At 67.3% G+C, this 24,440-nt stretch carries 22 protein-coding genes; 15 read left to right on the forward strand and 7 right to left on the reverse strand.

Going from position 1 to position 24,440, the window contains the following annotated elements; genetic code table 11:
* Positions 1-60 precede the first annotated feature (60 nt).
* On the forward strand, positions 61-426 hold the full coding sequence (locus ITJ68_RS18120; RefSeq protein ID WP_194663457.1) for an ArsR/SmtB family transcription factor: 366 nt from the start codon (positions 61-63) through the stop codon (positions 424-426).
* Positions 423-2,003 (forward strand): methyltransferase, encoded by a 1,581-nt coding sequence (locus tag ITJ68_RS18125; RefSeq protein ID WP_194663458.1) that lies wholly within the window; start codon positions 423-425, stop codon positions 2,001-2,003. Before ITJ68_RS18120 ends, ITJ68_RS18125 begins: the two co-directional genes overlap by 4 nt.
* 75 nt (positions 2,004-2,078) lie before the next feature.
* Here the strand turns inward: ITJ68_RS18125 and ITJ68_RS18130 are convergent, their stop codons facing one another.
* From ITJ68_RS18130 to ITJ68_RS18140, 3 genes are all read right to left on the reverse strand, one after another.
* Positions 2,079-2,942, reverse strand: coding sequence for an NAD-dependent epimerase/dehydratase family protein (locus tag ITJ68_RS18130; RefSeq protein WP_194663459.1), 864 nt, complete (start codon positions 2,940-2,942; stop codon positions 2,079-2,081).
* A gap of 118 nt (positions 2,943-3,060) precedes the next feature.
* Complete coding sequence (locus ITJ68_RS18135; RefSeq protein ID WP_194663460.1) at positions 3,061-3,657, reverse strand: TetR/AcrR family transcriptional regulator; 597 nt, start codon at positions 3,655-3,657, stop codon at positions 3,061-3,063.
* A 473-nt stretch (positions 3,658-4,130) separates the two neighbouring features.
* On the reverse strand, positions 4,131-5,159 hold the full coding sequence (locus ITJ68_RS18140) for an LLM class flavin-dependent oxidoreductase (protein ID WP_194663461.1): 1,029 nt from the start codon (positions 5,157-5,159) through the stop codon (positions 4,131-4,133).
* 105 nt (positions 5,160-5,264) lie between these two features.
* Between ITJ68_RS18140 and ITJ68_RS18145 the strand changes: the two genes are divergently transcribed.
* Positions 5,265-7,820 carry a DEAD/DEAH box helicase gene (locus ITJ68_RS18145; RefSeq protein ID WP_194663462.1) on the forward strand — a complete coding sequence of 852 codons (2,556 nt, stop codon included), beginning with the start codon at positions 5,265-5,267 and terminating at the stop codon, positions 7,818-7,820.
* 109 nt (positions 7,821-7,929) lie between these two features.
* Positions 7,930-8,181, forward strand: coding sequence for a DUF6458 family protein (locus ITJ68_RS18150; protein WP_194663464.1), 252 nt, complete (start codon positions 7,930-7,932; stop codon positions 8,179-8,181).
* Positions 8,182-8,816: 635 nt separating this feature from the next.
* On the opposite strand, the gene ITJ68_RS18155 is transcribed toward ITJ68_RS18150, so the two are convergent.
* Entirely contained in the window at positions 8,817-9,338 is a 522-nt protein-coding gene (locus ITJ68_RS18155) for a ribonuclease H family protein (protein WP_194663466.1), read from the reverse strand.
* 62 nt (positions 9,339-9,400) lie between these two features.
* Positions 9,401-9,973 carry a hypothetical protein gene (locus tag ITJ68_RS18160; protein ID WP_194663468.1) on the reverse strand — a complete coding sequence of 191 codons (573 nt, stop codon included), beginning with the start codon at positions 9,971-9,973 and terminating at the stop codon, positions 9,401-9,403.
* A gap of 100 nt (positions 9,974-10,073) precedes the next feature.
* Here ITJ68_RS18160 and ITJ68_RS18165 point away from each other — a divergent pair, with 100 nt between their 5' ends.
* Complete coding sequence (locus ITJ68_RS18165; RefSeq protein ID WP_194663470.1) at positions 10,074-10,394, forward strand: hypothetical protein; 321 nt, start codon at positions 10,074-10,076, stop codon at positions 10,392-10,394.
* 9 nt (positions 10,395-10,403) lie between these two features.
* Here ITJ68_RS18165 and ITJ68_RS18170 read toward each other — a convergent pair whose 3' ends face one another.
* Together ITJ68_RS18170 and ITJ68_RS18175 are read right to left on the reverse strand one after the other, a co-directional pair.
* The gene (locus tag ITJ68_RS18170; protein ID WP_194663472.1) at positions 10,404-11,222 is read right to left on the reverse strand and encodes an aldo/keto reductase; all 819 of its coding nucleotides are present in this window, start codon (positions 11,220-11,222) and stop codon (positions 10,404-10,406) included.
* Positions 11,223-11,302: 80 nt separating this feature from the next.
* The gene (locus ITJ68_RS18175; protein ID WP_194663474.1) at positions 11,303-12,508 is read right to left on the reverse strand and encodes an MFS transporter; all 1,206 of its coding nucleotides are present in this window, start codon (positions 12,506-12,508) and stop codon (positions 11,303-11,305) included.
* 366 nt (positions 12,509-12,874) lie between these two features.
* Here ITJ68_RS18175 and nrdH point away from each other — a divergent pair, with 366 nt between their 5' ends.
* From nrdH to ITJ68_RS18225, 10 genes are all read left to right on the forward strand, one after another.
* Positions 12,875-13,108, forward strand: a complete 234-nt coding sequence (gene nrdH, locus ITJ68_RS18180) for a glutaredoxin-like protein NrdH (protein WP_071277742.1) — start codon at positions 12,875-12,877, stop codon at positions 13,106-13,108.
* 107 nt (positions 13,109-13,215) lie between these two features.
* Positions 13,216-13,632, forward strand: coding sequence for a class Ib ribonucleoside-diphosphate reductase assembly flavoprotein NrdI (gene nrdI, locus ITJ68_RS18185; protein WP_194663476.1), 417 nt, complete (start codon positions 13,216-13,218; stop codon positions 13,630-13,632).
* Between the two features lie 17 nt (positions 13,633-13,649).
* Positions 13,650-15,755: a class 1b ribonucleoside-diphosphate reductase subunit alpha gene (nrdE, locus tag ITJ68_RS18190; protein WP_194663478.1), complete on the forward strand. Its 2,106-nt coding sequence runs from the start codon at positions 13,650-13,652 to the stop codon at positions 15,753-15,755.
* Between the two features lie 131 nt (positions 15,756-15,886).
* Positions 15,887-16,888, forward strand: a complete 1,002-nt coding sequence (gene nrdF, locus ITJ68_RS18195) for a class 1b ribonucleoside-diphosphate reductase subunit beta (protein ID WP_056119980.1) — start codon at positions 15,887-15,889, stop codon at positions 16,886-16,888.
* 766 nt (positions 16,889-17,654) lie between these two features.
* Positions 17,655-18,134, forward strand: coding sequence for a hypothetical protein (locus ITJ68_RS18200; protein WP_194663480.1), 480 nt, complete (start codon positions 17,655-17,657; stop codon positions 18,132-18,134).
* Between the two features lie 161 nt (positions 18,135-18,295).
* Entirely contained in the window at positions 18,296-19,912 is a 1,617-nt protein-coding gene (locus ITJ68_RS18205; protein WP_194663482.1) for a PIN domain-containing protein, read from the forward strand.
* A 639-nt stretch (positions 19,913-20,551) separates the two neighbouring features.
* On the forward strand, positions 20,552-21,448 hold the full coding sequence (locus ITJ68_RS18210; RefSeq protein WP_194663484.1) for an AAA family ATPase: 897 nt from the start codon (positions 20,552-20,554) through the stop codon (positions 21,446-21,448).
* 465 nt (positions 21,449-21,913) lie between these two features.
* Positions 21,914-22,420: a hypothetical protein gene (locus ITJ68_RS18215; protein WP_194663486.1), complete on the forward strand. Its 507-nt coding sequence runs from the start codon at positions 21,914-21,916 to the stop codon at positions 22,418-22,420.
* An 11-nt stretch (positions 22,421-22,431) separates the two neighbouring features.
* On the forward strand, positions 22,432-23,283 hold the full coding sequence (locus ITJ68_RS18220) for a CBASS oligonucleotide cyclase (protein WP_194663488.1): 852 nt from the start codon (positions 22,432-22,434) through the stop codon (positions 23,281-23,283).
* Positions 23,283-24,188 carry an S-4TM family putative pore-forming effector gene (locus ITJ68_RS18225; protein ID WP_194663490.1) on the forward strand — a complete coding sequence of 302 codons (906 nt, stop codon included), beginning with the start codon at positions 23,283-23,285 and terminating at the stop codon, positions 24,186-24,188. Before ITJ68_RS18220 ends, ITJ68_RS18225 begins: the two co-directional genes overlap by 1 nt.
* Positions 24,189-24,440 lie beyond the last annotated feature (252 nt).

Consider the following 24,440-nt stretch of genomic DNA (forward strand, 5'->3'; position numbering starts at 1 on the left):
AGCACGATCGTTGTACGACGCAAGTCGTACTGGGAGGGGAACCCTGGTAGCGTCCCGTCCATGCCCGAGCGCGTCGATGCCCCCGAACGGCTGCCGCAGCCGTCCCCGGCCGAGATGGACCTCCCCGTCGTGTTGGACGCCCTGTCGGATCCGATCCGACTCGCGATCCTGCACCGGTACCTCGTCGACGCCGCCGGTGGTGAGCGCTCCTGCGGGTGGGTCGGCATCGACCGGCCGAAGTCCACGTTGACGCACCACTTCCGTGTGCTGCGTGAGGCCGGGCTCCTCGAGCAGCACCTGGAGGGCCTCACCCGGATCAGCCGCGTGCGCGTCGAGGACGTGCAGCAGCGGTTCCCCGGCCTGCTCGACCTGGTCATGGCGTGGCAGGTCCCCGCGGCGCTGATGCGGGCGGACCTGGTCGCATGAGCACTCACACGCTGCCCGAGGTCGTCGCCGACCCGGTCGTCACCTCGGCGCTCGCCGCGGACCTGACGGCCGCGGGCTTCACCGTCGACGGGGTCGACGCACTCTGGGGCGCGGACGCCGCCGAAGCGCTGCACCGCGGCAACCGGGTGCCCGCGCTCCGTGCCCTCGCCGCGCGGGACACGTCCCCGCTCGGCACCCTGGCCACGCTGTTCGTGCTCGGGCTGCCGGTCGCGCGGACCGCGGCCGACGCGGCCTTCCCCTCCGTGCGCGTCGACGAGCTCGTGCGCGCCGGGATCGTGCGTGTGGAGGAGGTCGACGCCCCCGACGTGGACGCGGTCGACGACGCCGACCTGGTGCGGCCCGCGGTGGACCTGCGCCCGTACGCGTTCGTCGACGACGCGGGTGCCGGCAGCTGGTGGATCGTCTCGGACCTCGGGGAGCTCGCACTCGGCGCCGCGCTCGACGAGGAGCACGTGCTCGGCATCGGCGGGGCCACCACCACGCTGAGCGGGCTGCAGGTCCCCGTGCCCGTCCGTCGGGTGCTCGACCTCGGCACCGGCTGCGGCATCCAGGCCATGCACGCCCGACGGTTCGCCGACCAGGTGGTCGCGACCGACATCTCCCGTCGCGCGCTCGACATCGCCCGCTTCAACGCCGAGCTCAACGGCCTGGACGGCATCGAGTTCCGTCTCGGGTCGCTGTTCGAGCCGGTGGCGGGGGAGCGCTTCGACCGCATCGTCTCGAACCCGCCCTTCGTCATCACACCCCGCACCGAGGGTGTGCCGTCCTACGAGTACCGCGACGGCGGCATGGTCGGCGACGCGCTCGTCGAGACCGTGCTGCGCGGTCTCGCCGACCACCTGGAGCCCGGCGGCACCGCGCAGCTGCTCGGCAACTGGGAACACCACTGGGGCGTGGACGGCCTGGACCGCGTCCGCGGGTGGTTCGCCGACACCGACCTGGACGTCTGGGTCGTCGAGCGCGAACGACAGGACCCGAACCGCTACGCCGAGACCTGGATCCGCGACGGCGGCACCAAGCCCGGCACACCGACGTTCGACCGCCTGGTCGGCGCCTGGCTCGACGACTTCCAGGAACGCCGGGTCATCGGGGTCGGCTTCGGCTACGTCGTGGTCCGGAAGCCCCGGACGGGAGGCCCGGCTGCGCTCCGGCGGTTCGAGCGCGTCCCCGAGACGCTCGGCTCCAACCCCGCTGGCCTCGGTGCCACGGTGGCGCGGGTCCTCGACGCGGCCGAGTGGCTGGCCGCGCACGACGACGTCGCGCTCGCGACGGCGCACCTGCGGGTCGCGGGGGACGTCACTGAGGAGCGCTTCTACTGGCCGGGCAACGACGACCCGACCGTGATGACGCTCGTGCAGGGCGGCGGCTTCGGTCGTCGCGTCGACGCCGACACCGCGCTCGCCGCGTTCGTCGGGGCCTGCGACGGGGAGCTGTCCGTGGCCGCGATCGTCGGCGCGCTCGCGCAGATCACCGGCGTGGACGAGCAGGCGCTCGCCGCGGACCTGCTGCCGGCCGCACGCGAACTGGTCCTCGACGGGCTGCTGTCCCCGGCCTGACCGCTGGGCGCGATCGTCTCCGGACGCACGTGACCCCGGGCGCGGTCAACGACGCCCGGGGTCACGTGGTGGCGCTCAGGAGCGGTGGTCGCGCCAGGAGTGCTGCGGGTCGTAGCCCAGCAGCTCGCGGGCCTTCTCCGACGACAGCAGGGAGCTGACGCCGTCGATGTCCGAGCGGCGCTCGATGTCGGGCACGAAGCGCTCGACGAGCTCGAGGGTCGGGGTGTCCATCACCGTGTCGGGGCTGGCGATCACGAAGGCCTCGAAGCCGGTGAGCTCGCTCTCGACGGCCTTGCGCACGGCCTGGGCGCCGTCGCGGGAGTCGATGTAGGACCACAGGTTGAAGGTCTTCGCCTCGGGCGTCGCGTCCCACGGGTACGACGGGTAGTCGGTCTCGTCCATGACGTTCGAGAACCGCAGCCCGATCATCTTCAGCGTCGGGTCCCAGCGGGTGAAGTGCCGGGCCATCTCCTCCTCCACGGCCTTGCCGAGGGAGTACGAGGACTGCGGGCGCACCGGGAAGTCCTCGTCGACGGGCAGGTAGGGCGGGTGGTGCTCGCCCATCGGGATGCCGAGCAGGGTCTCGCTCGACGCCCAGACCACGTTCCGGATCTTCGCCGCGCGAGCCGCGTGGAACACGTTGATCGACGAGGTGACGTTGTTCGTGATGAGCGCCACGTCCGGCACCTGCCCGGGAGCGGGGACGGCCGCCAGGTGCACGACCGCGTCGACGTGGTCGTAGCGGTCGTCGACGCCGATGAACGCGTTCAGCACCTGCCCGTAGTCGGTCAGGTCGATGCGGACGAACTGCACCCGTTCGGGCTTGTCGGGCGAGGGGACCCGGTCGAGGAGGACGACGTCGTACCCGTGTTCGTCGAGGTCGCGCACCACCGCTCGTCCGAGCTTGCCGCTGCCGCCGGTCACCACTACGCGAGTCATCGCGCCTCCGCTCATCGTCGAGTTGCTGTCCACCCATCCTGCCGTGCGGGGGTGGACGCAGGCAGGTACTGACGGTGCCCTGCTGTGCCGGGGGTGCGCCGAGCCTCCTGGCCGGTCGTCAGGAGGCGGACACGGCAGCGACCTCGGCGATCGCGAGCCGGGTGACCAGCTCGACGTGCGCGGCCATGTCGCGGCTCGGGTCGAAGAGCCACTGGATCTGCATGCCGTCGGAGACGGCGAGCAGGACGCTCGTGAGCTTCTCGGGGTCGATGTCGGCGCGCAGCCGGCCGTCCTCCTGCATGCGGCGGAAGTCGGCGGCCATGACCCGACGGAACTTCTCGTAGCGCTCGCGGAACCAGGCGTGCGCGGGGTGCTCCGGGTCGGTCGCCGCCGCGGCGGACAGGTTGACGAACATCTGCACGAGACCGGGGACCTCGGCGTTGTGCCGGACGATCGCTGCGAGGAGCTCCGCCGGGTCGTGGGCGTCCCAGTCGGCGGCGTCGTCGATCGCGTCGCGCCGCCGGAGGACCTCGACCCAGAGTTCGTCCTTGGACTCGAAGTAGTGCAGGAGTCCGGCCTGTGTGAGCCCGACGGCTTCGGAGATGTCCCGGATGCTGGTGCGTCGGAAGCCCTGGCGGGCGACGAGTTCGAGCGCGACGGTGAGGATCTGCTCGCGCTTGGCGATGCCCTTCGCGTAGGAACCCCGTCGTGTCATGGCAGGACTGTACCGCCGACGACAGGGGACCATTCGCAGGCACCTGAGCACCCGTCCATCCGCTTTCCGTGCCATCACCAGATCCATTCACTAGCATGGACGCCAGCGTCAGGCGGCTGGTTACCGTCGACGCGCGCACCGCCAAGGGATCGCCGTGTGAGCGACGCGGCCTCCTGATCCGGCCGATGGAGCCCCGGCGGTCCCGGTGCGTCAGATGCGCCCTCGCGTTCTCGCGGGGGCGCATCGTCGTTCCCTGTCCTGGTGGTTCCGGTCCTGGATGACTTCTGCCGTTGTCGGACAAAGTGATGACGCTTCATCACGATTCCCTGGGAGCAGGACCGCGTGATTGTGACAAACCAGGCGGTAGGTGGAACGATGAGGGCGCCATCTCGGGCGGATCAGGGTCGAGATGGTCATCCGGCTGGGGGCGCCGGGTCGCACCACCCCGAGTGCGCTCCCGCCGGATGTCCTCGTCAGCGGACCAGGTGCGGCGCGACCTGTTCGGCGATCACGGTCAGGATCCGCTCGTGCGACGCGGCGTCGCCGTTGGCCGGCAGCGTGATCACGAGTTCGTCCGTCGCGGTGACGGCCGGGTCGGCGCGCAGGGCCTCGACGATCGCGGCGGGTTCGCCGGAGACGACCTTGCTGAAGCGGAACGGCGGGGTGCCGGACAGGGGGCGTCCCTCGTCGTCCATGCCGGAGGCGTAGCTGGTCAGGAACTCCTCGTGGACCTCGCGGTCGTGGTCGTCCAGCAGCGGGACGACGATCCGGCCGACGGCGACCTTCGGGGTGCGCCCGACGTGCGTGCCGGCTGCCTGGAGTTCGGCGAAGCGGGCGCGGTAGGCCTCGATCTGCGCCGCCTGTGCCACGGCGAAGGACTCGCCCGTGTCCTCGGTGTTGAGGGTCGAGCAGTGCAGCAGGAGGCCCTTCTCGGCCGTGCGAACCGCGGTGCCCATGCTGCCGCCGCCCCACCACACCCGGTGGCGGAGCTCGGGGCTCAGCGGCTGCAGCGTCAGGTCGGTGCCCTCCGGGATGCTCTCGTAGCCCTTGCCCGAGGTGCCGAGCGGCTGGCCGTCGAGGACCTCGAGGAGCCGGGAGGCGCGTGCCTCGGCCTCCTCGCGGAAGCTCCGCTCCACGCTGCCGAACACCGGGTCGAGGATCGGGCCGTAGCCGGCGATCCCCGTGCTGATGCCGAGCTGCACGCGACCGCCGCTGAGCAGGTCGACCGTGCTGGCGTCCTCGGCGAGACGGACCGGGTCCTCGTAGCGCATCCCGAGGACGGCGGTGCCGAAGCCGATCGTGCTGGTCCGCTGCGCGGCGGCGGCGAAGAACGTCATCGGGCTCGTCAGGAACGGCTCGAAGTGCCGACCGCGGACCCACCCGGTGCCGTACCCGAGCCGCTCGGCGGTCTCGAAGAGGCGGAGGCCGTCCTCCAGGGCGGCGGCCGCGCCGGCGGCACCCCCGTGGTTGGGGACGAAGGACAGGAAGCCGAGTTCACGCACGAGTCGAGTGTATGCGGGTGCATGGATCTGTGGAAGGTGCGGTGGCTGTCCACGGATGTCGAGCCTCCCGACCGTCCGCCGGTGCCGGGCTGGGAGGATGGGTGCATGACCGACGTCACCACTGCTGCTCCGCTCGTCGCCGCGATGCCGGCGGCCCCCGGCGGTGTCGTCGACCCCGACGCCGTCTACCAGGCCTTCGCCGACTGGGCTGAGTCGAGCGGCCGACCGCTCTACCCGGCGCAGGACGAAGCCGTCATCGAGCTGGTGTCCGGGGCGAACGTCGTCCTCAGCACGCCCACCGGCACCGGCAAGTCGCTCGTCGCGGCCGGCGCGCACTTCGCAGCGCTCGCCGAGGGCAAGCGCAGCTGGTACACCGCGCCGATCAAGGCCCTGGTGTCGGAGAAGTTCTTCCAGCTCGTCGACCTGTTCGGCGCCCACAACGTCGGCATGGTCACGGGGGACTCCAGCGTCAACGCGGACGCCCCGATCATGTGCTGCACGGCGGAGATCCTCGCCAACCTCGCACTCCGTCAAGGACCCGACGCGGACGTGGACGTCGTGGTCATGGACGAGTTCCACTTCTACGGCGACGCCGACCGCGGCTGGGCGTGGCAGGTGCCGCTGCTCGTGCTCGAGCATGCGCAGTTCCTGCTCATGTCGGCCACGCTCGGGGACGTCACCACGATCGCGGACGACCTGTCGCGGCGGACGGGCCGGCCGACCGCTCGGGTGACCGGCGTCTCGCGTCCGGTGCCGCTCGAGTACGAGTACGTGATGACCCCGGTGCAGGAGACCGTCGAGCGCCTGCTGGAAGAGGGCAAGGCGCCCGTCTACATCGTGCACTTCGCCCAGGCCGCCGCACTCGAGCGGGCGCAGGCGCTCATGTCCGCCAAGGTCGCCTCGCGTGAACGCCGTGACCAGATCGCCGAGGCGATCGCCACGTTCCGCTTCAGCGCCGGGTTCGGGCAGACGCTCTCCCGCCTGATCCGTGCCGGCATCGGAGTGCACCACGCGGGGATGCTGCCGAAGTACCGACGGCTCGTCGAGCAGCTGGCACAACGTGGGCTGCTCCCCGTCATCTGCGGCACGGACACCCTCGGCGTCGGGATCAACGTGCCGATCCGATCGGTGCTGCTGACCGGCCTGACCAAGTTCGACGGCACCCGGATGCGCCAGCTGTCTGCACGCGAGTTCCACCAGATCGCCGGACGAGCGGGTCGTGCCGGGTACGACACCGAGGGCGACGTCGTCGCCGAGGCACCCGAGCACGAGATCGAGAACGCCCGTTCGGTGGCCAAGGCGGGGGACGACCCGAAGAAGAAGAACAAGATCAAGCGCAAGAAGGCGCCCGAGGGCTTCGTCTCGTGGGGGCAGGCGTCCTTCGAACGGCTCATCAACGCCGAGCCCGAGCCGATGGTGTCGCGGATGCGGATCACGCACGCGATGGTGCTCGCCGTCGTGGGCCGCGGGGGCGATGCGTTCGAGGACGTCCGGTCGCTCGTGTTCGACAACCACGAGCCGCGGTCCCGCCAGCTCGACATGGCCCGTCGCGCCCTGACGATCGCCCGCACGCTCATCAACGCCCGGGTGATCGAGAAGGTGGACGGCGCGTACCGCGTGACCGTCGACCTGCAGGCCAACTTCGCGCTGAACCAGCCCCTGTCGCCGTTCGCGCTCGCCGCGTTCGAGCTGCTGGACCCCGACTCGCCGACGTACGCGCTCGACATGGTGTCCATCGTGGAGGCCACCCTCGACGACCCCCGCGCGATCCTGTCGCAGCAGCAGTTCAAGGAGCGCGGGGAAGCCGTCGCGCGGATGAAGCAGGAGGGCATCGAGTACGAGGAGCGCATGGAGCTGCTCGAGGAAGTGACCCACCCGAAGCCGCTCGACGAACTCCTGACCGCCGCGTACGAGGCCTACGCCGCCGAACAGCCGTGGGTGCTCGACTTCACGCTGTCACCCAAGGCCGTCGTCCGTGACATGTACGAGCGAGCGATGACCTTCGGCGACTTCGTGCGGTTCTACCAGCTCACTCGGTCCGAGGGGCTCGTGCTGCGCTACCTCTCCGACGCCTACCGCACGATGCGGCAGACCATCGCGGACGAGCAGCGCACGCAGGAGCTCGACGACCTGATCGAGTGGCTCGGGGAACTCGTGCGCCAGGTCGACTCCTCGCTGGTCGACGAGTGGGAGGCCCTGATGAACGGGGACGTGGCGCTCGCCGAGGCCGAACACGCGGAGATCGCGCCGCCCCAGCCCGCGCGGCTCACCGGCAACGTGCGGGCGTTCCGCGTGCTCGTGCGCAACGCCCTGTTCCAGCGGGTGCTGCTCGCCGCGAACGACGACATCGACGGTCTCGGCGAGCTCGACGCCACTGCCGGCTTCGACCGCGCCGCCTGGGACCTGGTGCTCGAGGAGTACTACGACGAGCACGACACCATCGGGATCGACGCCGACGCCCGGTCGATGCAGTTCCTCGACCTGTCCGAGCAGGGGCGGACGTGGCGTGCGCGGCAGATCTTCGCGGACCCGGCCGGCGACAAGGACTTCGGCTTCTCGGCGACGATCGACCTCGACGCCTCGGACGAAGCGGGCGAGGCCGTCGTGCGGGTCACGGAGATCGGTCGCTTCGACGGCTGGACCGAGGTCGACGTCGACTGACGCGCGGTCCGGCGCACCCTGGTGTGCGGGCGTCCGGCCGTTCGGGGGTGTGCCGGACTTCCGGCGGACGAGTAGCGTCTCCCGCGCCACCTACCGGAAGGAATGCGACATGCGCATCGGATCCAGCATCGCCCTGATCGTCATCGGCGCGATCGTCGCCTTCGCGCTGAACGTGCAGCTCGCCGGCATCGATCTCCGCCTCATCGGCTACATCCTGATGGCCGCGGGCGTCGTCCTGCTCATCATCAGCCTGGCGGTGGCCTTCGGCGGCCGTCGCACCACCACGACCACGCGCTCGGGCGTCGACCCGGCCTCGGGGGAGCAGATCACGCGGCAGGACCGCCGCGACGGCACCTACTGAACCACCTGACTGACTGACGGGTCCGGGCTCTCGAGTCCGGGCCCGTCGTCGTGTGTCCGGGGCCGGGTCTGGGTCCGGTTCTGATTCTGGTTCCGGTTCCGGTTCCGGTTCCGGTGGCGGTGCACCGGATTCCGTCCGCGGCGCTGACGAATCCGGTCAGCGAAACCCGGCGCTGACGAATCCGGTCAGCGAAACCCGGCGCTGACGGACCGGATCCGTCACGGCGATTCCGGAACTCCGTCGCGCGGAGCCGCGGAGGCGCGGGTCTTCACGCCGCGGAACCCGTGGGCGTCCGAGCTCCGACGACGTCGGCTCAGAACCGGGTCGCGGGCAGAGTCGCCTCGGGGTGCGCTGCCGGCTCCGCGACCGCGACGCGCTTCCGAGTCGGGGGTGCGCTGCCGGCTCCGCGACCTCGACGCGCTTCCGAGTCCGAGCCCGTCGGTGTGTCTCCGGGGCCAGTTCTGGGAGCGGTGCACCGGATTCCGTCCGCGGCGCTGACGGATCCGGTCGACGGAGCCCGGCGCTGACGAACCGGATCCGTCACGGCGATTCCGGAACTCCGTCGCGCGGAGCCGCGGAGGCGCGAGTCGTCAGGCCGTGGAGCCCGTGGGGCTCCGCGCTCCGACGACGTCGGCTCAGAACAGGGTCGCGGGCGGGGTGGCCTCGGGGAGCGCTGCCGGCTCCGCGACCTCGACGCCCGGCCAGCCCGGACCCGTCGGCACGTCGGCACGGTTCTGGTACGCCGTGGCAGCACCTCGGGCGCGGACGTCGGCGGCCTCGTTCATCTCGTGGCCCATGTGCCCGCGGACCCACTCGAAGGTGACCTTGCGGCCCTGCAGCTCGGCGTCGAGCTCCTTGATGATCTCGACGTTCAGGACGGGCTTGCCGTCGGCCTTGCGCCAGTTCTTCCGCTTCCAGCCGGCGAGCCACTCGGTGCAGGCCTTGATGGCGTACTGGCTGTCGCAGAGGATGTGCAGCGGCTCGCCGGTGTCCTTCGTGGCGCGGAGCAGCTGCAGCACGGCGGTCAGCTCGCCTTGGTTGTTCGTCCCACGCGGCCACCCACCGGCGGCCCAGCGGTCGTCGTCGACGTACCAGGCCCAGCCGGCCGGGCCGGGGTTGCCGAGGGCGGAGCCGTCAGCTGCTGCGACGATCGTCACGGGGGACCTCCTGAGGTGGGGCGAGTGCCCGACAACGGTAGCGGACCCGGGGAGGTGCTCCCTCAGCGGACGGAGGCGCCGTCGAGCGCCGAGACCAGCGCGTCGCCGTCGGGGACGTCCCAGAACGCGGTGGTCCTCGGGCCGAAGAAGCCGTCGAGCCCGGTGTTCGCGTAGATCGTCTGCACGCTGTTGCCGCCGAAGAACGCCCGTGCGCCGGAGTTGCCCGTCTCCCACTGCACCGAGCAGTGGGTTCGGTCGCGCGTCCACTGCACGTTGCGGTCGGTGCGACGGACGTCGGTCTCCCGGGTGCTGCGGCCGTTCGTGATGAAGACTCGTCGGTCGGTGACGGCGTACACCTCGGTGCGCTTGCGGTGCCGTTTGACGAGGAAGCGGCCGACCAGCAGGTGCAGGCCGACGAGCACGAAGACGCTGCCGAGGACCCAGGCGAACGACGGCCCGTCCGCGATCGTGGCGGGGATCATCATGGACGTCAGGAGCCCGCACCAGAGCAGGCTGAACGGGATGAGGAAGCCGTCCCGCCCGGTGAACAGCTTGCGGGGGTCGCTCTGCCCCACCCACAGCAGGTGTTCGCCGCTGCGGAGTTGGTCGGAGGCCAGGGCACGAGGATCCATCACGCCATGACGCTACCGATCCGAGCGTCCCCCGTCCGACCCCCAGAACTGGGAACGCTGGACCCTGGCCCGCCTAGCGTCGGCGGGGACGAGAGGAACACCCATGAGCAACGACATCGCAGGCCCCGAGCACTCCGACGACCGTGACCGCTCCGAGGCACTGACGAACGCCGCACACTCCGACGACGTCGACGGGGTGGACGAGCGCGAGCAGCGGGCGGCCGACACGTCCTACAGCCCCTCGAGCGAGCGGGAGATGGACGCGTCGCAGACCCTGCAGCGCGACGACGACGACCTGCGCGAGGACGGCATCGACCCCTCGCGGATCGTCGCGGCCCCCGGGACCGGCGGCGCGGACGACGCGGGCGACGTCGAGCCCGAGCCCGGTGACCTGCACCTGCCTTGGCAGTCGGAGAGCAACTGACCCTCGCCGCTACGACACCGAGTCCGGGTGGGAGCCCGTCCGCTGCCCGGACTCGAGCGTCGCGATCGCGGCCAGGTCGTCGTCGCTGAGCACGAAGCCCTCGACGGCGAGGTTCGTGCGGATCCGCGACGGCGTCACCGACTTCGGCAGGACGACGACGCCCTGCTGCACGTTCCACCGCACGAGGACCTGCGCCACGCTCACCCCGTGGGCGTCGGCGATGCGCGTCAGCACCGGGTCCTCCACCAGGCGCCCCCGCCCGAGCGGCGACCACGCTCCTGTCACGATGTCGTGCTGCGCGTGGAACGCCATGAGTTCGTGCTGGGGCAGCCACGGGTGCCGCTCCACCTGGTTCAGCGCCGGCACCTCGCCCGTCTCCGCGATGACGCGTTCGAGGTGCGGCACCTGGAAGTTGGAGACGCCCACGCTCCGGGCACGCCCGCTCGCACGGAGCTCGACGAGGGTGCGCCAGGTCTCGACGTAGCGGTCGTTCGCCGCGGCCGGCCAGTGGATCAGGTAGAGGTCGACCGCGTCGAGCCCGAGCCGGTCGAGGCTGGCGTCGAACGCCCGCAGGGTCGCGTCGCGCCCCTGGTGGTCGTTCCACACCTTGGTGGTCACGAAGACGTCGTCACGGTCCAGTCCGGAGGCCCGGATCGCCTTCCCGACGCCGCGTTCGTTGCCGTACATCTCGGCCGTGTCGACGTGGCGGTAGCCGGCATCGAGCGCGATGCCGACCGCGGTCTCGGCATCCGCGTCGTCGACCTTGTACACACCGAAGCCGACGGCTGGGACGGAGCGGCCGTCGCGGAGGGGGATGGAGGTGACCATGCGTCCATCCTGCCGGGCGGGGCGGAGGTGGGGCGGGCCTCCCGGCCGGATCTGTGGAGAGCGCGCTCGCCGGGGCGTCCTCAGGTGGGGAGGTTGACCGGCTCGGTGTCGGGGATGGGGCTGGCGTCGCGACCGCGCAGGTCGGGGAGCCAGCGCTTCGCGACCAGCGGCAGGAGCACCCCGACGAACGCTGCTGCTGCACCGACCGCCAGGCCGCCCGTGGCGCCGTGCTGGTCGATGAGGAAGCCGGCGACTGCCGACCCACCCGCGGCGCCGATGAGCTGCCCGGTGCCCATCCAGCCGTAGGCCTCGGCGGTGTCGGAGAACTTCACCGTGGCGGACACGGAACCGAACATCACGGCGAGGGCCGGTGCGATGCCGCCGCCGGCGATGAGGAGTGCGAACGACAGCCACCAGAACCCGGTGCCGAACGTGGCGAGCCCCAGGCCGATGAAGACGATGAGCATGCGGGTCCAGAGCGTGCTCGGCGAGATCGGACGGTGGCCGAACGCCAGACCGCCGACGAGCGAGCCGACCGCGAAGATCGCGAGGACGATGCCGGCGTTCGGGCTGCCCTCGCCGAAGGCGCTGGTGACGCCGGCCTCCACCGCGGCGCACGCCCCGATGAGGAGCAGGCCGGTCAGGGTGGCCACGACGACGGACGGACGCTTCATCACGACGCCGAACGCGCGCTTGGACCGGGGGATGCGCACGCGGCCGAGCTCGGGGGAGGCGATGAACCAGACGCCGCCGACGACGAGGAACACCATCGCCACGACGATGGCCTCGACCGTGCCGATCTGCGTCGCGACGAACGTGGTGATGACCGGGCCGGCGACCCAGATGAGCTCCTGGGCGCTGGCGTCGAGCGAGAACAGGGGCGTGAGCTGCGCTGAGGTCACCATCTTCGGGTAGATGGTGCGCACGGCCGGCTGCACGGGCGGAACCGCCAGCCCGCCGAGGAACCCGATGACGACGTACGCCCACAGGGGCATCAGCACGAACGCGATGACCGCCATGCTCGCGAGCGCGACGATGCTGGTCAGGATCAGCACCGGCCGCATGCCCCAGCTGCCCATCCAGCGGCTGGTGAGCGGGCCGGCGATGGCCTGGCCGACGCTCGTGGTGGCGAGCACGAGACCCGCGGAGCCGTACGAGCCGAAGATGTGCTCGACGTGCAGCAGGTAGGCGAGCGAGAGCATCCCGAACGGGAACCGCGCGGTGAGCTGGGCGGCGATCACACGGCCGACGCCGGGGGTCTTCAACAGGTTGCCGTACGCGCTCACGCAACGAGTGTACGGACCGGACGGGGCGGTGCGGGGCGTGTGTCACCCGACCGGGGGAGGGTGCCCTGGACGGGGTCCGGGACCTGCTTCTCAGACACGCCGACGAGGGGGTACGAACGGGCCGTTTCCACACCTCGGGACAACCCCCTCCACAGGCTGTTGGCAGTGTCGGTGGTGCGGGGCAGACTGGCGGAAATCCGGGGCTGTGGGGAATCCACAGACTGTGGATGGCGTTGTGGAAACTACAGGGGTGTAACACTTCCTCTAGTGGTCCACCCGGGCATCGGGCACAACATGTAGTAGCGTCGTGCTCAGCACAGCACCAGAACTTCGGGCTCCGAACGGGGTCCAGAACAAGGGGAGAACATGGCCGTCATCGTCTACACCAAGCCGTCCTGCGTCCAGTGCACCGCCACGTACCGGGCCCTCGACAACAAGGGCATCCAGTACGAGGTGCACGACGTCTCGACGGACGACGCCGCCCTCGAGCACGTCAAGAGCCTCGGCTACATGCAGGCCCCCGTCGTCGTGACCGACGACGACCACTGGTCGGGCTTCCGTCCCGACAAGATCGCGACGCTCAGCGCCGAACTGGCGTAGGGCTCCACCGTCCGGCGGACGGTGGGTCGAACTCGATCAGGAGGCTCGACTCACCACCCGCCGGACACCCCCGGTCCGTCTGTCCGCACCTCACAAGGAGCGACACCATGAGCCGAATCGTCTACTTCTCGAGCGTGTCCGGGTACACCGCGCGCTTCATCGAGAAGCTCGGCCGCGACGCGGACCGGATCCCGCTCTACCCGGGCGAGCCGTTCCTGCACGTGGACGAACCGTACGTCCTCGTCCTTCCCACCTACGGTGGCGGCAACGGCGAGGGAGCGGTCCCCAAGCAGGTCATCAAGTTCCTGAACGACGAGCACAACCGGTCACTGATCCGGGGCGTCATCGTCGGCGGGAACACGAACTTCGGTGAGGCCTACGGCCTGGCGGGCGACGTCGTGTCGCGCAAGTGCCACGTGCCCGTGCTCTACCGCTTCGAACTCTTCGGCACGCCGGACGACGTGTCCGCGGTCAACTCAGGATTGGATGCATTTTGGACGCAGCAGTTGCAGACGTCGATCTGACGTCGCCGACGACGGGGATGGACTACCACTCCCTCAACGCGATGCTCAACCTCTACGACGCGGACGGCAAGATCCAGTTCGATAAGGACCGCGAAGCCGCCAAGCAGTTCTTCCTGCAGCACGTCAACCAGAACACCGTCTTCTTCCACAACCTGAAGGAGCGGCTGGACTACCTGGTCGAGAACGAGTACTACGAGCAGGCGACGATCGACCTGTACTCGATGGACTTCATCCAGCGCCTCAACGACCTGGCGTACTCGAAGAAGTTCCGCTTCCAGACGTTCCTCGGCGCGTTCAAGTACTACACGAGCTACACGCTCAAGACGTTCGACGGCAAGCGCTACCTCGAGCGCTTCGAGGACCGCGTCGTGATGACCGCCCTCGGCCTGGCCCAGGGCAACGAGCAGCTCGCGATCGACCTCGTCGAGGAGATCGTCGCCGGCCGCTTCCAGCCCGCCACCCCGACGTTCCTCAACACCGCGAAGGCCCAGCGCGGCGAGCTCGTCTCCTGCTTCCTCCTCCGCATCGAGGACAACATGGAGTCGATCTCCCGCGGGATCAACTCCTCGCTGCAGCTCTCGAAGCGCGGCGGCGGCGTGGCCCTGCTGCTCTCCAACATCCGCGAGGCCGGCGCCCCGATCAAGCAGATCGAGAACCAGTCCTCGGGCATCATCCCCGTGATGAAGCTGCTGGAAGACTCCTTCTCCTACGCGAACCAGCTCGGTGCGCGTCAGGGTGCCGGCGCGGTCTACCTCAGCGCCCACCACCCGGACATCATGAAGTTCCTCGACACCAAGCGCGAGAACGCCGACGAGAAGATCCGCATCAAGACGCTGTCCCTCGGCGTCGTCGTGCCGGACATCACGTTCGAGCTCGCGAAGAACAACGAGGACATGTACCTGTTCTCGCCGTACGACGTCGAGAAGGTCTACGGCGTCCCGTTCGGCGACGTCCCGATCTCCGAGAACTACCGCGCGATGGTCGACGACTCGCGCATCAAGAAGACGAAGATCAAGGCGCGCGAGTTCTTCCAGACCATCGCGGAGATCCAGTTCGAGTCGGGCTACCCGTACATCGTGTTCGAGGACACGGTGAACAAGGCCAACCCGATCAAGGGCCGGATCAACATGTCGAACCTGTGCTCGGAGATCCTGCAGGTCAACACCCCGACCACCTTCAACGAGGACCTCTCGTACAAGGAGATCGGCAAGGACATCTCCTGCAACCTCGGCTCGCTGAACATCGCGCTGACGATGGACTCGCCGGACTTCGGCAAGACCATCGAGACCGCCATCCGCGGCCTGACCTCGGTCTCGCAGATGTCCCACATCACGTCGGTCCGCTCCGTCGAGGACGGCAACGACAAGTCGCACGCCATCGGCCTCGGCCAGATGAACCTGCACGGCTACCTTGCTCGTGAGCGCGTGTTCTACGGCTCCGACGAGGGCATCGACTTCACGAACATCTACTTCTACACGGTGCTGTTCCACGCCCTGCGCGCCTCGAACAACATCGCGATCGAGACCGGGGAGACCTTCGACGGCTTCCGCGACTCGAAGTACGCGTCGGGTGAGTTCTTCGACAAGTACACCGACCAGGTCTGGACGCCGGCGACCCCCCGCGTCGCGTCGCTGTTCGACAACGCGAACATCACCATCCCGACGCAGGACGACTGGAAGGCGCTGAAGGCGTCCATCCAGGAGCACGGCATCTACAACCAGAACCTGCAGGCCGTCCCGCCGACCGGTTCGATCTCGTACATCAACCACTCGACGTCGTCGATCCACCCGATCGCGTCGAAGATCGAGATCCGCAAGGAAGGCAAGCTCGGCCGCGTCTACTACCCGGCGCCGTTCATGACGAACGACAACCTGGACTACTACCAGGACGCGTACGAGATCGGTGCCGAGAAGATCATCGACACGTACGCCGCGGCGACGCAGCACGTGGACCAGGGCCTGTCGCTGACGCTGTTCTTCAAGGACACCGCCACCACGCGTGACATCAACAAGGCGCAGATCTACGCATGGCGCAAGGGCATCAAGACGATCTACTACATCCGTCTGCGCCAGCTCGCCCTCGAGGGCACCGAGGTCGAGGGCTGCGTTTCGTGCATGTTGTGACGCCTCCGGCGTCGTGCATGCTGCGTCGTCTCGGTCGCTGACGCGACCACCCCCGGCCTGGAGGCGCGGTGCCAGCCCGCACCGCGCCTCCCGGCCTTCGATTCGTCACCATCTCAATTCCGGAAGAAGCAATGACTCTCACCGACCCGGTCCACGCCACCGGCAAAGCCGTCCCGCTGATCCGTTCGGTCAGCGCGATCAACTGGAACCGCATCCAGGACGAGAAGGACGTCGAGGTCTGGAACCGCCTCGTCAACAACTTCTGGCTGCCCGAGAAGGTGCCGCTGTCGAACGACGTGCAGTCGTGGAACACCCTCACGCCCGAGGAACAGCAGCTCACCATGCGCGTGTTCACCGGGCTGACGCTCCTCGACACCATCCAGGGCACCGTCGGCGCGATCAGCTTGATCCCCGACGCGATCACCCCGCACGAGGAGTCCGTCTACACGAACATCGCGTTCATGGAGTCGGTGCACGCCAAGAGCTACTCGTCGATCTTCTCGACCCTGGCGTCGACGCCCGAGATCGACGACGCCTTCCGCTGGTCCACCGAGAACGTGAACCTGCAGAAGAAGGCCCAGATCGTCCTCGACTACTACACCGGTGACGACCCCCTCAAGCGCAAGGTCGCGTCGACCCTGCTCGAGTCGTTCCTGTTCTACTCCGGCTTCTACCTGCCGATGTACTGGTCCTCGCGCGCGAAGCTCACGAACACTGCTGACCTGATCCGCCTGATCATTCGCGACGAAGCCGTCCACGGGTACTACATCGGGTACAAGTTCCAGAAGGGGCTCGAGGGCGCCTCGGAAGAGCGCAAGCAGGAGATCAAGGACTACACGTTCAGCCTGCTGTTCGAGCTGTACGAGAACGAGATCCAGTACACGCAGGACCTCTACGACCAGGTCGGGCTGACCGAGGACGTCAAGAAGTTCCTGCACTACAACGCCAACAAGGCGCTGATGAACCTGGGCTACGAGCCGATGTTCCCCAAGGAGACGACGGATGTGAACCCGGCGATCCTGTCGGCGCTGTCGCCCAACGCGGACGAGAACCACGACTTCTTCTCGGGGTCGGGCTCGTCGTACGTCATCGGCAAGGCGGAGAGCACTGAGGACGAGGACTGGGACTTCTGAGTCTGACTTGATTCGTGGGGACGCCCCGCTGGCTTTGGCCGGCGTGATCCGCCCCTGTCAAATTGGCGCGTGCACTGCTGAATCTGGCGCAGGTCCAAGTCTTATTGGTTCGCCACTGTCATGAGTTGGAACTCATCGCTGTGAGGGGCGTCTGTCTGTGCTCGTCCCGTTCTACGATCAAACTCGGTTCCCGAGTGCAGCTCTGTTGAGAGGGTCGTGGTTCGGGCCGCGCGAGTCGTCGTACTCCGGTCGAGCTTTCCCCGGGCCCTTGGCCGGAGGTGCGCAGTTCTGATCCGGTCGTGGACCTTGCTCGTCAGTTGGCGTTTAGCTTAAGTAGCGCGATCGGGGACGAAAGCCTGCGTTTTGTGGCCGTCCGTGCTGGTCTGAACCACGTCACTCTGCTCAACGTGCTGGCGGGGAAGGTGTGACCAGATTGGCGACGTTCTCGCGCCTCCACTTCGCTTTCGGGGGCACATCACGGTTCTGGTTTTTTGATTGACCGACAGCTCGCCGACGTCAACATAGGACAGAGCCCCAAGGGTAACGAACGGCCGCGCTGGCACCGTTCGCCCCGACGTTCCACCAGTTCCGACGCCTCGGCGACAGATCGACCTCGCTGTTCGTGTCAGAGGCACCGCAGGACGGCACGGGCGTCACGCACGTCTAAAGGTGCTGTCGACAGCGTCTGATCGGGGGTTGTGGGTCTCCTTCCCGATGACCCTCGAATCGAGCCACCGCCGGCGGCCACGGCGGTTACGCTCGCCGCATGGATCAAATCGCTACGCACGTGCACATCAACCGGGACGTCCCTGCGGGCGCCGGCGCAGGTGTCTGGAAGCTCACGCTATACACGGACACCGGGTACGTCGTCGACGCCGTCGCGCTCCGCACGCGGGACCGCAAGGCCGACCCGCTCGAGGAAGCCATGGCGGCCCTCCGCGAACGGCAGTACGACGTTGGCGATTGGGTGCAGCCCGATGAAGGTGAGTGGAACGCCGAGGTTGCACGGTTCGGGGAGAAGGACACGATCACCGTGCACTTCGTCGACAAGAACCTGCACCTGTCGGGCACGGTGAAGTCGTACGGCACGCCCCGCTTTGTCGAGCTCGCAATCGAGGGACAGGACTACCACCCGTGGTGGACCCTCGCCGACCTGCGCGAGCTCGGTAGCGCTGACGCGCACTACCGGCCCTACGAAGGACTCGAGACTGAGGGTGACCTGCCCCTGTGCACGGACGCGAGCTGAAGCCGCTCAGCCCTCGACGATGACGCGCTGGCTGATCCATAGCTTTGGAATGCTCGCCCGAGACGCGGTGATCGTAGCCACGTAGTCGTGTCTGGTGGCCTGGTGCAGCTACATCCCGTTCAGCACGACAGCATCGAACCCCCGCCATGAAGGAACGCCCGATGATCCTCGTGCTTGACGCGAACGCTGTCCTGCCAAATCCCGAGCTGCGGGGCAGCGCTTGGAGGGATATCGCGACCGCGATCGGCGACAGTGCCCTCGCCGTGATCGTGCCGCGCATCGTCGCAGCGGAGATCACTGCGAAGGTGCAAAAGAACCGTCGCGATCAGCGACCGAAAAGCGATGTCCACCGGGCGCCAGAAGCCGTGCAGCGCGCGGTGCAGGAGGCTGCCGAAGAGGTTGAGCGCTGGGCCGCCCGATACGACGCAACGATCTACCTCGAGGCCGAAGGCGTGATTATCCGGGACACCCCGACCGTCTCACACGACGTGGTCGCACAACGAGCCATCGACCGAGGGCGCCCTTTCAACGAAAACGGGGGAGGCTACCGCGACGCCTTGCACTGGTACACAGTCCTCGACGTCGCGCGAGATCATCCCGACGAGGAGATTGTATTCGTCTCGAAGGACCTCGCCTACCGGAACAGCAGTCGCGACGATCTCCACCCCGAGCTCCGCGACGAAGCCGAGGCCAACCTGACCACCGGCAGCATCCGGCTCTGCACCGAGCTCCGGGAGTTCGTCCCGCCACAGAGGTACGCCTCTGACGAGATCCGAGCTTTCCCAGGGCACAAGCATCTGGACAAGCTGGTGACCGCGCTGTTCCGCGGCGGCAAGCTCCACGCACCCGAACTCTGGGTCGCGTTGGACCTCGAGGATCCCGTCGACGCCGATGTGAGCGAGCCCGGAGCGCCCGAACTCGTGTGGGCGTTCGTTCGTGAGCTTGTCGGTGGTGGTCGCGCCTACAGGACGAGGATCCGCTTCACTGCGCGTGTGGCTTTCGACTGGATCGACTGGCCAGATGAAGACGACGGCAGCTCGAACCAAGAGCTCGACGTCACCGCCTGGTACACGGTCGACGACGACGAGTTCCACGTCGACGAGGACCGCACCCACCTGTTCCCGGCTCCGGTGTTTACTCCGGCGAAATCCCTTCACCTCGCCCCAGCGTGGACGCGCACTGCAGGTCTGTTCGACGGCTGGCGCTCCCGAGAGCTCGTGTCAGCCATCAGCAGCGACTTCTTCGACGCGAACACCGCGCTTCTGGGGAAGATCGAGCTGCCGCCGGGGATCACCGACATGGTCGAGAACCTGCGCATGCTCGGCATCACCCGGAACGTTGCGGTGGCCTCGTTCGTATCGGGTATTGCGAAGCAAGAGCTCCGGAACCCGGTCGCGAACGTAGCCGCCGAGCTCGCGGCAAACGCCGCGTACCCGACGGGACCCGTCGCGGAGGTCGCCAACCAACTCGCTCGCAAGGGTCTCTCCGAGATCCCCTACGGAGCCATCGCAGCCGCGGTTGCCGCGGCTGCGAACTCAGCCTCGGATCAAACGGACAACACCGAAGAAGACACCGACACCGGCACCGGCACCGGCACCGGCACCGGCACCGGCACCGGCACCGGTATCGAGACCGAGACCGAGACCGAGACCGAGACCGAGACCGAGACCGAGACCGAGACCGAGACCGACAATGCCCTTGGGTTAGCTGCGACTGCCACCGACAACGAGAACCCCGACGCCGACATGCCTCCTGACGGCGACCACGCGGGCGCCTGAGGAGCGCTATTGCAACGCAGTACGGGTGTAATACCTGGGTACGGTCGAACGCCTCGCCGTAGCCCGCGCTCCACGAAGGACATCAAGGGTGACGTCCCCGTGTGACCGTCGCCATCAGGACCGCCTACTCGTACTCGTCGAGCGAGTCGTAGAACCGGTCGAAGCCTTTGCCCTCGTACTCGACCGTCCACTGGCTCACCTGTTATTGCTCAGCAAAAAAGGGGGGGGGGTCATGCTTGCCATCGGCGCAGGCTATGGCTGTGGTGGGCGAATCGGTTCCACTTCGTCTGCGGCAAGCCAGATCGCATCCAGCCGCCCCCGAAGATCCGCAGTGGCTTCGGTAGACAGTTCCACCGCGGTCGGTGCGCTGTCCCACCCGCCATGAGCGGCGATCCGCTGTACGGCGACGGAGCCGACGAATGGTCCGCAGGTTAACGACTCAGCCCAGTACTGGGCGCATCCCGCAGTCGTTACGGTTCGCAGGGCCTGCAGAATTCGGCTAGTGAGGCCGGTGCGGGACGGCGTCACGATCGCAACCGTGGAGTTACAGGCACGCGACTCAGGGTTGAAAATTTGCCGCTTAGATGATTGGCTGGCATTGTCCACCAAAAGGGGGACAACCTTACGAGGGGGCGGCGAGTGGACCTGTCGACACACATTGTGAGAAACGATCTCGTGAAGGCAGGCGCCGACACTGGCGAATGGGACTCGATCGTTACCGCACCAGCGGTCAAAAATCGGCTGATCCGCTCCGTGCTGCTCGGCTTGCAGCTCCGAGGCAAGCTTTCGTTCCATGTCAGCGCGTTGCACGGTCTCGCACTCATCATCGGACCACCCGGCACTGGGAAATCCACGATTGTCCGTGGCCTCGCCGGACAAATTGCCAACCTCGTCACCCAGAAACAGTGCAGGCTCATCGAGATTAACCCGCACGGATTGATGAGCGGAGAGCACGGCAAGAGCCAGCAGCAGGTCCACATCCTGCTAACCGAGCAGATTCCGACCCTCGCCGACGACGGGCTGCCCACGATCCTGATGCTCGATGAAGTCGAGTCGCTCGCAGTCGCCCGAAGCGAAGCCTCCCTCGCAGCGAACCCGGCGGACGTTCACCGCGCGACCGACGCGGTCCTGACCTCCCTCGACGAGATCGCACAGAAACACCCGAACATCGTCGTCGTCGCCACAAGCAACTTCACCGGCGCACTCGACGAAGCGTTCCGATCTAGAGCAGATGTGCTCATCGAGATGCCATTCCCGGACGCGACCGCAATCGAAGGCATCCTGCGACGGGTTCTCATCGATTTCAGTCACGCCTACCCGACCCTTGCGGAGGTCGCGGCGGCCCCAGAACTTTCGCGGGTCGCCCGCGCGCTCGTCGGACGAGACGGCAGGGCGATCCGAAAGAGCGTCACGGAAGCGATGCTTCTCCGTCTGGAAGTGACCATCGACCCTGCACAGCTGACTCTCGATGACCTCCTTGAGTCAGCTGGCGCCGGAACGACGGCAGGGACGGAGCGGCCCCATGCGACGCTCTAGAATCATTGCTGGGACGCCGTGCCGGTCTGCAACAGAAGCATGGGCCACGGTTGTTGCGCTGATCGGCGACAGCATCGAACGCAGTAATGACGTTCCAGACGGCTCGTGTGCGAAGGCGCTACGACCGCTCGACGGACTCATGGCGGCGATGATCAGTAGCGGCAGCTTCGACGACCGGCCCATCGTCGTCACCGCTGGGCCGTTCCAGGTTGCGGTGACGATCGCGACCGGGGACGCGGCATTCACGGTCGAGGAGAACCTTGCACCAGTGCCAGGCGGCGCATCCGCAGTCGCGGCCTGGAAGATGTACATCCCCGCTCGCGGAAGCCTCGGCGCCGCTCTCGAAGCCGCGGCGGCTGCGCTCGACCACGTGTCAACGGGGACAGCGCCGGAGCCATCCGAGAAGGCATCGACCGGCAGCAGCGCGATTGACGCGGCAGCGCTTCGCGCCCTCGGAGGTCGATAATGACCAGCACCTCGACCTCGACAACGACGTACACAAGAACGCAGACAGCAACGCATCTCGCGGACGTACTCATGTCCACCGTTGCCGAAATTCTAATAATCCTCGGAATTGATACGACTCGCTACTTTAATCAGCTTGCGACCGACCAGCGAGCGATCCAGGCATGGATCACGGAAGGGTCCCTAAAAGCACTCAACGTCGAGTGCGTGTCCCCAGCGGGCGACCTCATCGCCAAGTTCGAGTTCACTGTCAGCTACGCGCCGGCGAACGCCGGTGCAACGGCGTTCACCACAACTCAGAAGCAGGCCGCACGGTATACAGCGAAGGTCGCAGCGATGCCGCCGGGAACCACGTACCGCCTCGTATGCACCTTCAACTCCGCCCGTACACCACAGCCCGGGTGGGATCCGGCGACGCTCGCTTCAACCGCGCACCTCTCAGGGCGCACTATCGGCACTCTCGCATCCGCGCCACATGCGTCAACCTCCACCCGCATCTACACCTGAAGGACGAGCCAATGGGAGCAGTCGACGATGCGTTCGCACGTCTGAAGGCCACGCTTGAAATCACCGATGTGGAAGCATCGACGGCAGCGAAGCGCCACCGTCTCATCCGAGACCACATCCGCGAACGGTGGGACCTCGAAGACGATTTCCTGACGGGAAGCTACGACCGCCACACGAAAACGAAAAAACTCAAAGACGTCGACGTGTTCGTCGTCATCGACCCAGACGGTCCACAAGGAAGCCTCGCCGATGGCACCGGGTATGCGGCTATCGCAGCATTGCGAGACATCCTCGCGCCACGGTGGGAGGTGGAAACCGACGACGTTGTCGCACGCATCGTTTACTCAGCCGAGGAGGTCGCTTCGTATGAGATCGCCCCGGCATTCGCGACGACCGACGGTTACCTCATCCCGAACGGGAACGAATGGATGGAGACCAACCCGTCCATCCATGCAGACCTGGTCACCGCCAAGAACCAGGAGTTCGGCGGAATATTCGTGCCGCTGGTGAAGATGCTGAAGGGGATCAACCGTGAGTACGACGAGCCGATCCAACCTTCTTTCCTGCTCGAAGTGATGGCGCTCGATCTGTGCATTGCGCCGGCACAGAACTACGCCAACGAGGTACAGTTCTTCCTCGCAGGGGCGGCTGACGCAGTCCGCGACGACTGGGCGGACCCCGCGCATCTGGGGGACGACGTGAACAAGCACATGAGTCCCGCCGACCGGGAGAGCGCATCCCGCATGTTCACCGAGTGGAACCTGATCGCGGAGAACGCGATTGCGCTCGACGAAGCTGGACACTCATCCGAGGCCGTCAACGAGTGGCGCAGCCTGTTCGGCAACCGAATGCCGAAGCGCTGATGCCGCTCGAATCGCAAGATCTGTACACCACGCAGCAGGGGTCGAAATACATCCACCTCCTGGCAGCGTCCACGGTCGCGAGTAGTTGGACGCAAATGTGGGACGCTTGGCGATTCGGGATCGCCTGCGCGGCCGCTGCTATAGGGGTAGCGGCGGCCTTCTTGCCCGAGCTCCGTCCGTGGTCCAGTGTCATCGGCGTCGTCGCAACGATCGTTACGACCTTCGTGTTGACACGGTACCGGACCGCCGCAGCGAGGCGGAGTGCCGTCGTCCAAGACCAATTCGACCGCGGTCTATTCGGGCTCGTATGGCCGAGCATAAATCCGCTGGCGCTCACCGCCGCAGACCTCAACGACCTCGCGCGACGCAACACCCAGGCGCAAAATTCTCCTTGGTACGCAAACGTTACTGACATTCCAAGCCCCGCCGCTGAAACGTACTGCCAGCGCGAAGCTCTGCTGTGGGATTCGGAGCTTCGCACGAGGTGGACACGGATATGTGTGGGCGTCCTCATCGCAGTGTCGGCCGTCGAGCTAACCGCGGGAGTCGGGATGCAACTGCTGTTGTGGCAGTTCATCCTCTTGCTTGTCGTCCCGACCTCGTCGCTGCTGACGCTGCTTGCAACGAACGTGTATCACCAACAGAGGAACGTCGCCCGAAAGAAGGAGCTTGCCGTCGGCGCGACGAAGAGCCTGAAACAGCTTTACGACGATCGTTCGGAGCAAAGGGTCGGCTTAGTGCGCGACGCTCTCGAGGCTCGACAGCAGGAAATCTTCGCACTGCGATCGGAAGGCGTTCGCGTGCCGTCATGGTTCTACAGACTGCATCAGACGGTGTTCGAGTCCAACCATGAGTTCGACGCGGCCGCGGAGCGGGCACGATGGGCCGGGTGGTCGCGGGTATAACGACAACCCCAGCCAAGCCTCCTCCGAAAACCGCGACTGCGTTGGAGGTTGCTCGTTCTAATTTAAGAGCCCAGACCGACGCGCCACGTCCAGATTCCTGAGGAGGGCAGGGCGGCGACGGTGCAGGACGAGCGCGCAGTGGTAACCGCTTGAAGCTGCAAACTTGCGGATATTTGTACCACAATACCCGTCAGCCGGGTCTCCCCGGCCGCGACTTCGGCAGCACAAGCTCCCAGCCATCGACAGGGGACA

It is taken from the genome of Curtobacterium sp. VKM Ac-1395 (assembly GCF_015350975.1).
Taxonomy (GTDB): domain Bacteria; phylum Actinomycetota; class Actinomycetes; order Actinomycetales; family Microbacteriaceae; genus Curtobacterium.

What these genes read in the sequence shown, in the direction of transcription:
- ITJ68_RS18215 (WP_194663486.1), top strand. Translation starts at nt 21,914, where the DNA reads ATGACCAGCACCTCGACCTCGACAACGACGTACACAAGAACGCAGACA.
- ITJ68_RS18205 (WP_194663482.1), top strand. Translation starts at nt 18,296, where the DNA reads ATGATCCTCGTGCTTGACGCGAACGCTGTCCTGCCAAATCCCGAGCTG.
- nrdI (WP_194663476.1), top strand. Translation starts at nt 13,216, where the DNA reads ATGAGCCGAATCGTCTACTTCTCGAGCGTGTCCGGGTACACCGCGCGC.
- ITJ68_RS18170 (WP_194663472.1), bottom strand. Translation starts at nt 11,222, where the DNA reads ATGGTCACCTCCATCCCCCTCCGCGACGGCCGCTCCGTCCCAGCCGTC.
- ITJ68_RS18130 (WP_194663459.1), bottom strand. Translation starts at nt 2,942, where the DNA reads ATGACTCGCGTAGTGGTGACCGGCGGCAGCGGCAAGCTCGGACGAGCG.
- nrdH (WP_071277742.1), top strand. Translation starts at nt 12,875, where the DNA reads ATGGCCGTCATCGTCTACACCAAGCCGTCCTGCGTCCAGTGCACCGCC.
- ITJ68_RS18135 (WP_194663460.1), bottom strand. Translation starts at nt 3,657, where the DNA reads ATGACACGACGGGGTTCCTACGCGAAGGGCATCGCCAAGCGCGAGCAG.
- ITJ68_RS18120 (WP_194663457.1), top strand. Translation starts at nt 61, where the DNA reads ATGCCCGAGCGCGTCGATGCCCCCGAACGGCTGCCGCAGCCGTCCCCG.
- ITJ68_RS18200 (WP_194663480.1), top strand. Translation starts at nt 17,655, where the DNA reads ATGGATCAAATCGCTACGCACGTGCACATCAACCGGGACGTCCCTGCG.
- ITJ68_RS18165 (WP_194663470.1), top strand. Translation starts at nt 10,074, where the DNA reads ATGAGCAACGACATCGCAGGCCCCGAGCACTCCGACGACCGTGACCGC.
- ITJ68_RS18225 (WP_194663490.1), top strand. Translation starts at nt 23,283, where the DNA reads ATGCCGCTCGAATCGCAAGATCTGTACACCACGCAGCAGGGGTCGAAA.
- nrdE (WP_194663478.1), top strand. Translation starts at nt 13,650, where the DNA reads ATGGACTACCACTCCCTCAACGCGATGCTCAACCTCTACGACGCGGAC.
- ITJ68_RS18220 (WP_194663488.1), top strand. Translation starts at nt 22,432, where the DNA reads ATGGGAGCAGTCGACGATGCGTTCGCACGTCTGAAGGCCACGCTTGAA.
- ITJ68_RS18150 (WP_194663464.1), top strand. Translation starts at nt 7,930, where the DNA reads ATGCGCATCGGATCCAGCATCGCCCTGATCGTCATCGGCGCGATCGTC.
- ITJ68_RS18125 (WP_194663458.1), top strand. Translation starts at nt 423, where the DNA reads ATGAGCACTCACACGCTGCCCGAGGTCGTCGCCGACCCGGTCGTCACC.
- nrdF (WP_056119980.1), top strand. Translation starts at nt 15,887, where the DNA reads ATGACTCTCACCGACCCGGTCCACGCCACCGGCAAAGCCGTCCCGCTG.
- ITJ68_RS18145 (WP_194663462.1), top strand. Translation starts at nt 5,265, where the DNA reads ATGACCGACGTCACCACTGCTGCTCCGCTCGTCGCCGCGATGCCGGCG.